This window comes from Gemmatimonas sp., from assembly GCF_044376735.1.
Lineage (GTDB): Bacteria > Gemmatimonadota > Gemmatimonadetes > Gemmatimonadales > Gemmatimonadaceae > Gemmatimonas.
On the sequence record NZ_JBILKJ010000118.1, the window covers coordinates 1 to 8,456 of the forward strand.

Below are 8,456 nucleotides of genomic sequence, written 5' to 3' on the forward strand. Positions count from 1 at the left end.
AGGAAATCCGCGCCATCGTGGACGAGGCCCACGCGCGCAAGCTGCCGGTGGTGGCGCATGCGCACCGCCCCGAGGAGATCCGGCGCGGACTCGCAGTGGGTGTGGATGATTTCGAACACACCGGCCTGCAGACGGCGCCCGCGTATCCGGACGACCTCATGCAGGCGCTGCGCGAACGGACGGCGCAGGGGGCCAAGGGGCCGCTGTACTGGACGCCGACCATCGACGTGCTCACCAACTACACCACGCGTCGCGACGACGACGAATATCTGGACGATACGCACTGGTATCAGTACGTACCCGACTCGATCGCCCGCGACATCCGGAAGTCGCTGCGTGGTCTCGATACGCTGTCGTACTACCGCTTCGTGGCCGACCGCGGCCCCACGCTGCAACGCAAGTTCCAGCAGCTGCGCGAAAGCGGTGCCCGATTACTCATCGGTACCGACGCCGGCGTGCCGGGCAACTTCCACGGTTACGCCACGCCAGAGGAAATGGTGACGTGGGTGCGCCGCTACGGCATGGACCCGATGGAAACGATCCGGGCGGCCACGTTCTGGCCTTCCGTGGCGATGGGCGTGTCGGACCGCGTGGGCACGGTCACCCCGGGAAAGACCGCCGATATCATCGCCGTGCGCGGCAACCCACTCACGTCGATCGAAACGCTGCGCAGCGTGCAGCTGGTGATGCAGCGCGGCCAGCGGATTCGCTGACCGCGCTGCTGCGCTCAGCGCTTGCCGGCGGGCGGCGCGCCCACGCGGAAGGGATCGCGCACGGGATCCTTGGGCGGCGCGAGCTTCCGCGACGCCTGCACCATGCGCTCCACTTCGTCCATCAGCTTCGCATTGTTCAGCACAATGCCGTCCTTGATCGTGTGCACGATGCCGTTGGTGCGGATCATGCGGCCGCTCTTGTCGAGCGTGAGATCGCCGAACGAGTAGAGATACTTGAGATTGACCGAAGGATTACCGTCCACCAGCAGCAGGTCGGCCTTGTAGCCGGGGCGCACGAGGCCAAGCTGCGGCTCGCCCAGCGTGCGGGCCGAGTGGTAGGTGGCCGACTTGAGCACGTCGAGCGTCTGCATGCCGGTCTCGCGCTGCAGCTGCAGCTCGCGCACGGTGGAGAAGCCGGGCGTGGCCCAGATGTAGTTGTCGTCGGTGCCGAAGGCCACGCGGCCGCCGCGCTTGTTGAACTCGTAGATCAGGTCGCCCCAGAGCCGGTACGCCGACGTCCAGTTGTACTCGTCGTCGCTGGTCCAGTCGTAGTGGTACGCGCCATGGAAGGCGGGATTGGGCATGTTCCAGTTCCACAGCGCCTGGTGCGTGTACTTGTCGGTCCACGGCAGCGACGTGGCGCGCAGCACGTCGCGGTTGGCCTCGTACACCACGCGCGTGGGGAGCATGGTCACGCCACACTTCACCAGCGAGTCGGCCACCGCGTTCAGCAGGCGCTCCTTATTGGCGTAGGTCCACACGCGCCCGGCCTCGCGGAACCGCTCGCTTTCGTTGCCGTACTCGTAGCTGCGCGGGAACTGCTGCGCCGACCCATCCAGCGACGACTCGGCATACCCGTAGTGATGCTCGATCATCGTTACGCCGGCGCAGGCGGCGCGCACGGCCTGCGTGACGGCGGTGTTGGCCGGCTGCAGGTGGAACGACGTGATCATGCCGTTCTCCTTGGCCGCCTTCGCGATCGCGGTCACGAGCTCCAGCGACCACCCCAGCGGATCCATGGAAATCACGCGGTTGCCGTTGGCGGCCATCGCCTTCACCACCTGCGGCGCCATCGCGGGATCGTCGAGCTGGCGCCCCTTGAACGTGGTGCCGGCACCGTAGCTCACCAGCGGAAACATGCGCGGCGCGATCATCTCGTTGGCCGCGCTGCGCTTCGCTTCACGCATGCCGTCCTCGTAACCGCGATCGGCGGCGTTGACCATGGTGGTGACGCCCATGGCCAGCTTGAGGTAGTACACGTACTCGATTTCCTGCGGCAGCGTGCGGATGTGCGTGTGCAGGTCGATCATCCCCGGCATCACGTACTTGCCGTCGGCCTCGATGATGCGGTCCCCGGTCATGCGCGGACGCCCACCGGCACGCTCGGCGGTCACGGGATCGAAGGCCACCATCTCGGTGATCATGTTCCCTTCGATCTTGATGTCATACGGGCCGGCCGGCGGGCCGCCGTGGCCGGGGATGACCATGGCGTTGCGGATCACGAGCGACGCGTAGGGGCCGGCGCCGAGGTCGCCGTAGCTCTTGGTGACCACCGCCGGGGCGGGGGCGGGGGTCGGCGCCGGGGCACGGCGCTGGGCGGCGGCGGGAGCGGCGGGAACGACCGCGAGTGCCGCGGCGGTCAGGGTCAGGAGCGACGAATGGCGCATAGACAGGGGGCAGAAGCGGAAGCAGGCGCGTGACACGGCCACAGCCGGCCGTGCCCGGGAACGCACGCGGGCGCCCAGACGATACGGTCCGGGACCCAGCGGGGGAAGCACATCCGACGGCGATGTGCGCCATTCCCTGACGGCGCCCGTGGCGGCGAACGCCGATCTTTCCGCCCGTCCTCCACCGGAATGCCCATGCCCGACCGCCCGCCGCTCGAATACACCGTGCACGCCGAACGGCGTGATGCCCATGGCAGTGTGGCGCACTGCAAGGACGCCACGCTCACCATCGACACCGATCTGGCCGGCTGCGCCGACGCCTTCAATCCGGCTGAACTGCTGCTGGCCGCGCTGGCCGCCTGCATGCTCAAAGGCATCGAGCGCGTGGTCCCGATGCTGCACTTTTCCCTGCGCGATGTGCGCGTGCAGCTGCATGCCGTACGGCAGGACGCCCCACCGCGCCTCGCCTCGATCCGCTACGAGATCGTCGTGGACACCGACGAGCCGGAGCAGCGCCTCGCTCTGCTGCATGTGAACGTGCAGAAGTACGGCACGGTGTTCAACACCGTCGCGCCGGGCACCGACCTGCAGGGCACGCTCACCCGCGCGTGAGCGGCGTACCGCGCCAACCGCGTGCTCCCCGCCCCGCCGATCAGAACCGGTCGGGGCTGGCGTGCTCCCACGCGCGCGACATGCCGGTGTTCGCGGGATCCGCGAGCAACTGTCCGTGCGCGAGCTGCGGATAGATGTCGGCGTAGCTGCGAATCTCCATGGCGCTCACCCGCTTCATGATGAACCACGGCTTGAGATCCTGCGGCCGTTGCAGCCCCGCGGCGCCGAGCACCTCGAAGAAGCTCTTCACCGTTTCGCGATGGTAGCGGGCCACCCGATGCGACTTGTCTCCCACGTGCAGCCCGCCCACCAGCGCGGGATCCTGCGTGGCCACACCGGTGGGACACTGGTTGCTGTTGCAGCGCAGCGCCTGAATGCAGCCGATGGCGAACATCATGGCGCGGGCGGCGTTACAGATGTCGGCGCCCAGCGCGACCTTGGTGGCCATCGAGAAGCCGGTGTTCACCTTGCCCGACGCGATCACGCGGATGCGGTCGCGCAGCTCGGTGGCCACCAGCGCGTTGTGCACGAACGACAGCCCCTCGTTAAGCGGCGTGCCCACCGAGTCCGAGAACTCGAGCGGCGCCGCACCGGTACCACCTTCGCCGCCATCTACCGTGATGAAGTCCGGCGTGATGCCGGTGGCCATCATGGCCTTGATAATGCCGAGGAATTCGTGGCGCTTACCCACGCACAGCTTGAAGCCCACCGGCTTGCCCCCCGACGCCTCACGCAACCGCTTCACGAAGTGCAGCAGTTCGGTGGGGGTGGAAAACGCCGTGTGCGCCGGCGGCGAGATCACGTCGTGTCCCGGCTCCACGCCGCGGATTTCCACGATTTCCGGGGTGAGCTTGGAGGCCGGCAGAATGCCGCCGTGTCCGGGCTTGGCGCCCTGCGACAGCTTGATCTCGATCATCTTCACATTCGGCAGCGCGGCGCGTTTGGCGAACTCCGTTTCGCTGAAGCGCCCCTGCGTGTCCCGTGCGCTGAAGTAGCCGGTGCCGATCTGCCAGATGATGTCGCCGCCCGGCTCGAGGTGATACGGACTGAGTCCCCCTTCCCCGGTGTTGTGCGCGAAGTTGCCCATCTTGGCACCGGTGTTCAGCGCGAGCACCGCATTCTTGCTGAGCGAGCCGTAGCTCATCCCCGACACGTTGAACACCGACGCCGAGTACGGTTGGCGGCAGTCGGGACCACCCACCGTCACGCGCGCGTAGGCGTCGTCAGGGTGTGCCGGGGCGAGCGAGTGGTTGATCCACTCGTACCCGGTGGCGTACACGTCCTTCTGCGTGCCGAAGGGGAGCGTATCCAGTTCGCCCTTGGCGCGCTGATAGATGAGCGAGCGGTCGTTGCGGCTGTACGGCTTGCCGTCGCTGTTCGACTCGATGAAGTACTGATTGATCTCGGGGCGGATCATCTCCAACAGGTAGCGCGCATGCCCGATGAGCGGGAAGTTGCGCTTGATGGCCTGCCTGGTTTGCAGCATATCGGCCACGCCACGGCCGATCAGCGGCAGAATGACAACCAGCGCCAGCCAGGCCGATGGCCAGATGGTTGAGGCCGCCGCCACCAGCAGGAGCAAGGCCACCGACACGACGATGAATGGGGTTCTCATGCGAACGAGTATCGGGCGAAATGGGCCAGTTGGTGAGGGAAAGCCAGTTCTGCTCGCTTGGAGCCGCCCGGAGTGCGCGCCATCTTTCCCCTTTCCCCTACCTACATCGGAGCCGACATGGCCGAAGAGATCGCCCGCCGCATCGTTATCGCCAGCTTCACGACGCCGAACGGCGCCGAGGATACGCTCGCCCTCCTCAAGGGCGCGACCGTAAGCCTGGGGAACACCGCCGTCGTCACGCGCGACGTAAGTGGCGAAGTAACGTTCACGGAGTCTCAGGACTGGGGCATCGGGAAGAGCGCGCTGGTGGGTGCCATCGCTGGCCTGTTGTTGCCCGGTGTCGGGACGATCACGCTGGCCGCGGGAGGCGCGCTGGCCGCGTACTTGATCGACTTGGGCTTCCCTGATGCCTTGCTCAAGCAAATGGGCGAGGGCCTTGCAGCGGACAGTTCGATGCTCGTTGCGCTCGTCGCCGACCCAGACGTCACGCGGACGATCGGCGTGCTCACGCAGGGAGGCGGCACCGCGCTCGGCACCGGCACCGAAAGCGATCTCGCCGCGGCCATCGCGAAGATGCAGCCCTAGCCAGTAGGCTTCTGTCCCTTCCCTTCCCGGAGCACTATGCAACGTTCGGCCATTCTCACCGCCGTCCCACATGGTCGTGGCCGAACACGCCAGGTCACGATCCGGAACGTCGGTGACGAGGTCGCGCTGGAGTTGGGGATTCAGCTGATGGCCGAGAAGGATGACCGCACCGATTGGCTGGAGGGCACGCGCCCACGCGTACTGGGTCCGGGAAAAGAGGTGTGCCTCGACATCGCACAATCGCCGGGCCCAACCGAGTGCAAGCTGATCGTGTCGTGGGTGGACGGGCGCGGGAATACCAGCAAATGGATCGGCGCCATCAGCCGACGCTAGCGCGCCACGGTCACGGTCACGGTCACGGGGCGAACCGTACCCCGACCTGCAGCTGATACGGATCCCCGCCGCGCGGGAGCACGCCGGCCGATTCGTTCACGCTGTAGCGGTACCGCTGCGTGGCCGGGTCGAAGCCGATGACCCGCAGCAGCGGCACCCGATTCACCACCGGATTCTGCGACGAGATGCCGACCGGCAGCAGGTACTGCGCGCCCCACCGCGGGTTCAGCACATGGCCAAGATTGAAAATGTCGACCAGCAACTCGGCGCGTTGAATGCGTCCCGAGCGACGCACTGAAAACGTCCGCGCGACGCGTGCATCGATGCGGTTGGTCCACGGAGTGGCGAGTGTGTTGCGCCCGGCAATCTCGCCCAGATGCGCGGCGATGTAGCGACGGGCCACGTTGTCGGGATTACCCAGCACACGACGCATCGAGGCCGCGACATCCGCCGGCGTTTTCGGGTCGCCCGGATCGAAGAGGAACGCGCGGTCGTTGCCGTTGGCCTCGTCGCCGTTGATGTCGCCGTCCACCACCAGCGAAAACGGACGCCCGCTCGTGCCCACGTACCGCGCGCTGATCGTCACCCCGAAGGGGGCACGCAGCTGCACCGTGCCCACGATCCGGTGACGGGCGTCCACGTCGGACGCCGACCACGCCTGACGCAAATCCCGGGGGTCATCGACCACCGGGGTGAACGTGGTGGCCGTGCGCGCGAGACAGCAGCCGAAGGTGGAATTGTCGCGGGCCCGTGACCACGCGTAGCCGAGCGTACCGGACACGCGCTCCGCACGCTCGTACGCGACCTCACCGGTGAAGGCGACCTGTTCGGCGCGCGCCCCCGATTCCAGCGACAGCACGCGCGCGAAGCGCGGATCACGCGAGGCGTTTCGCACATCGGTGATGCCGGTGGCGGCCGCAATACTGTTCGACGGCACCAGCCTGCCCGTCTCGTCCACACCAAGAGAAGACCGAGGACCGACCCGTTCGCACAGTGCGAGCAGGTAGTACGCTTTGTGTAGCGACTACTCGGGTGATTCGAGTGGAAGGTTCTTCGGACGTGCCATCAGCGTTCGACCGTGATACTCAGTGGGCAAAGCTGATAGCTCTGTACCGTCTTGGTGTAGCGGTTCCCTAGCCCATCGTAATAGCACTGCTTGGTTCCACCGGTCGTCTCCTCGCCGGTCTTGTAGGCGGTAATCGTCGACCGAGGAGACGGCGCCGGGGTGGGGGCGGGCACCGGATTGCGCGTAGTGACCTGGATGCTCAACGGGCAAAGGGCGATGCTGGAGATCGTGCGGGTGTATTCACTGCCTAGGCCGTCGTAATAGCACTGCTTGGTCTGGCCGGTGGTGCGTTCGCCGGTCTTGTAGGCCGTGATCGTTTGGCCGGGCAGTTCCGTCACGAGCACGAACATCGCCGCCACGGCGGCCGTCAGGGCATTGCGCATTGCACTCCTCATCTGGTCTTGGGACGTAAGGCAGGTAGATCGACTTACGCCAAGCTTGCAGCGAGTGTCTGACAGTACCCAGTCCCAGCGCACCAGCCTCGCCGGGTCCCGGTGGGGTGCACGCGTTAACGGCAGACTCTTTGCCAGAGCCAGCCGTTAACGCGAGTTACCGTACTGCTCGATCTTCCGCGTTTCCCCGGCCTGCATCAGGTTTGCGATGGTTTCTGCCTCTTTCGCCGAAGCCGATGGACCAGTGCGACCAAGGCGAGACCCGTTGCCGACAGCAGTGCCGAGTCAGGCTCGGGAACGGTCGTGTAGGTGCGAAAAACAAGGTCCTGAGAGTCTTGTTGCTCGTAGGGGTCCGACTCGACGGGAGAGGCGATGTCGTGCACGGTATGCGCCGAGTTCCCCTGCAGGTACGGATTTCCATAGTGCACATTCAGCTGAAAGATCGGATTCCGACTACCAACCGTGAGCCAGTAGGCCTTCCCCTCCATCACCGCGGCTGGATTCCAGAACACATCCGCCCAGACATCGACACCGTAATACTGACCGGAAACCACGGTCGAACCGATGGCCAATCGTGTTGCACCGACCGTCGAAGGAAGCGCATCCCACAGGCTGACGACCAGCTCGGAAGACTCCGATGCCAGCCGGGGATCGCCAAAGACGTTGCGAATCAGGAATCCCGCACCAGAGACGTTTGGCGCGAGTGTCGTGAACGACTGCGCGCTGAACTTCTGACCCAGTGGAAAGCCGCCCTGCACCAGGAGCTGCTGCTGGTCGACGAGGCGCTGCGACTGGCCGACGGACGGCATCACCAAGGAGGCGAGAATCGCGAACATCGCGAAGGGTCTCGCAAGCCGGACGGCACGATGGGCGAACTGGATCACGGTACTTCCTCTGGCGGCCGCACGCAGAGTGACTCTCGTGGCACCGCGTATTGGGCCTCCTCGGAGGCACGCGCCCTTTTGCGCGACGACTCCGATGGTCGGCGAAACACACGACGTCAACGTCGTCCGCCGGCGTCAAAACGGCATCTAGGCATTCAACTCGTTGGGAAATCAATGGGTTGCGAAAGCGGAGCAGGTCCGAGTCCCCTCAAAGTCGTCCGCGACTCTTCTTTCCGACCTGCTCTAGATGTGGCGAACAGGCCACAAGGCGACGGCCGGCCCGGGTGCGAGCACGCGGACCGCACAACAACCTTTCTCGTTCGGAGTTACCCGCTCCCCTCGTGCAGCCTGGCCCGCCAACCGCAGTCTCCGAAGCACGCGCCGGTACCGGCACAGTGCCTACAACGAGAAACCCGCCATCACATATGTGATGACGGGTCTCGTAACTCGTTGCGACGTATAGTCGGGATGACAGGATTCGAACCTGCGACCCCCTGAACCCCATTCAGGTGCGCTACCGGGCTGCGCCACATCCCGTCGCGGAATACCAATCCGCGGACAGAACGAAGAACGTAACGCCCTCCCCCGC

Annotated in this window: 9 protein-coding genes and 1 tRNA gene; 4 read left to right on the forward strand and 6 right to left on the reverse strand. The window is 65.8% G+C overall.

Going from position 1 to position 8,456, the window contains the following annotated elements:
• Positions 1–713 (forward strand): amidohydrolase family protein (locus tag ACIRA7_RS12925; protein ID WP_396221258.1); only part of this gene is annotated, 713 nt, incomplete at its 5' end.
• Positions 714–727: 14 nt separating this feature from the next.
• On the opposite strand, the gene ACIRA7_RS12930 is transcribed toward ACIRA7_RS12925, so the two are convergent.
• Entirely contained in the window at positions 728–2,380 is a 1,653-nt protein-coding gene (locus tag ACIRA7_RS12930; RefSeq protein WP_396221259.1) for an amidohydrolase family protein, read from the reverse strand.
• A 195-nt stretch (positions 2,381–2,575) separates the two neighbouring features.
• Between ACIRA7_RS12930 and ACIRA7_RS12935 the strand changes: the two genes are divergently transcribed.
• Complete coding sequence (locus tag ACIRA7_RS12935; protein ID WP_396221260.1) at positions 2,576–2,992, forward strand: OsmC family protein; 417 nt, start codon at positions 2,576–2,578, stop codon at positions 2,990–2,992.
• A 40-nt stretch (positions 2,993–3,032) separates the two neighbouring features.
• On the opposite strand, the gene ACIRA7_RS12940 is transcribed toward ACIRA7_RS12935, so the two are convergent.
• The gene (locus ACIRA7_RS12940; RefSeq protein ID WP_396221261.1) at positions 3,033–4,607 is read right to left on the reverse strand and encodes an FMN-binding glutamate synthase family protein; all 1,575 of its coding nucleotides are present in this window, start codon (positions 4,605–4,607) and stop codon (positions 3,033–3,035) included.
• Positions 4,608–4,724: 117 nt separating this feature from the next.
• Here ACIRA7_RS12940 and ACIRA7_RS12945 point away from each other — a divergent pair, with 117 nt between their 5' ends.
• Both ACIRA7_RS12945 and ACIRA7_RS12950 read left to right on the forward strand, forming a co-directional pair.
• Positions 4,725–5,192, forward strand: coding sequence for a DUF1269 domain-containing protein (locus tag ACIRA7_RS12945; protein WP_396221262.1), 468 nt, complete (start codon positions 4,725–4,727; stop codon positions 5,190–5,192).
• A gap of 36 nt (positions 5,193–5,228) precedes the next feature.
• Complete coding sequence (locus ACIRA7_RS12950) at positions 5,229–5,525, forward strand: hypothetical protein (RefSeq protein ID WP_396221263.1); 297 nt, start codon at positions 5,229–5,231, stop codon at positions 5,523–5,525.
• 22 nt (positions 5,526–5,547) lie between these two features.
• On the opposite strand, the gene ACIRA7_RS12955 is transcribed toward ACIRA7_RS12950, so the two are convergent.
• The 4 genes from ACIRA7_RS12955 to ACIRA7_RS12970 all read right to left on the reverse strand — a co-directional run bounded on the left by ACIRA7_RS12955 (position 5,548) and on the right by ACIRA7_RS12970 (position 8,404).
• Positions 5,548–6,483: a hypothetical protein gene (locus tag ACIRA7_RS12955; RefSeq protein ID WP_396221264.1), complete on the reverse strand. Its 936-nt coding sequence runs from the start codon at positions 6,481–6,483 to the stop codon at positions 5,548–5,550.
• A 107-nt stretch (positions 6,484–6,590) separates the two neighbouring features.
• On the reverse strand, positions 6,591–6,974 hold the full coding sequence (locus ACIRA7_RS12960; RefSeq protein WP_396221265.1) for a hypothetical protein: 384 nt from the start codon (positions 6,972–6,974) through the stop codon (positions 6,591–6,593).
• 206 nt (positions 6,975–7,180) lie between these two features.
• Complete coding sequence (locus ACIRA7_RS12965) at positions 7,181–7,867, reverse strand: hypothetical protein (protein ID WP_396221266.1); 687 nt, start codon at positions 7,865–7,867, stop codon at positions 7,181–7,183.
• A gap of 463 nt (positions 7,868–8,330) precedes the next feature.
• Positions 8,331–8,404, reverse strand: a tRNA-Pro gene (locus ACIRA7_RS12970).
• Between the last annotated feature and the right edge of the window lie 52 nt (positions 8,405–8,456).

Coding starts and splice junctions, on each gene's coding strand:
- ACIRA7_RS12930 (WP_396221259.1), bottom strand. CDS start 2,380: ATGCGCCATTCGTCGCTCCTGACCCTGACCGCCGCGGCACTCGCGGTC.
- ACIRA7_RS12935 (WP_396221260.1), top strand. CDS start 2,576: ATGCCCGACCGCCCGCCGCTCGAATACACCGTGCACGCCGAACGGCGT.
- ACIRA7_RS12940 (WP_396221261.1), bottom strand. CDS start 4,607: ATGAGAACCCCATTCATCGTCGTGTCGGTGGCCTTGCTCCTGCTGGTG.
- ACIRA7_RS12945 (WP_396221262.1), top strand. CDS start 4,725: ATGGCCGAAGAGATCGCCCGCCGCATCGTTATCGCCAGCTTCACGACG.
- ACIRA7_RS12950 (WP_396221263.1), top strand. CDS start 5,229: ATGCAACGTTCGGCCATTCTCACCGCCGTCCCACATGGTCGTGGCCGA.
- ACIRA7_RS12960 (WP_396221265.1), bottom strand. CDS start 6,974: ATGCGCAATGCCCTGACGGCCGCCGTGGCGGCGATGTTCGTGCTCGTG.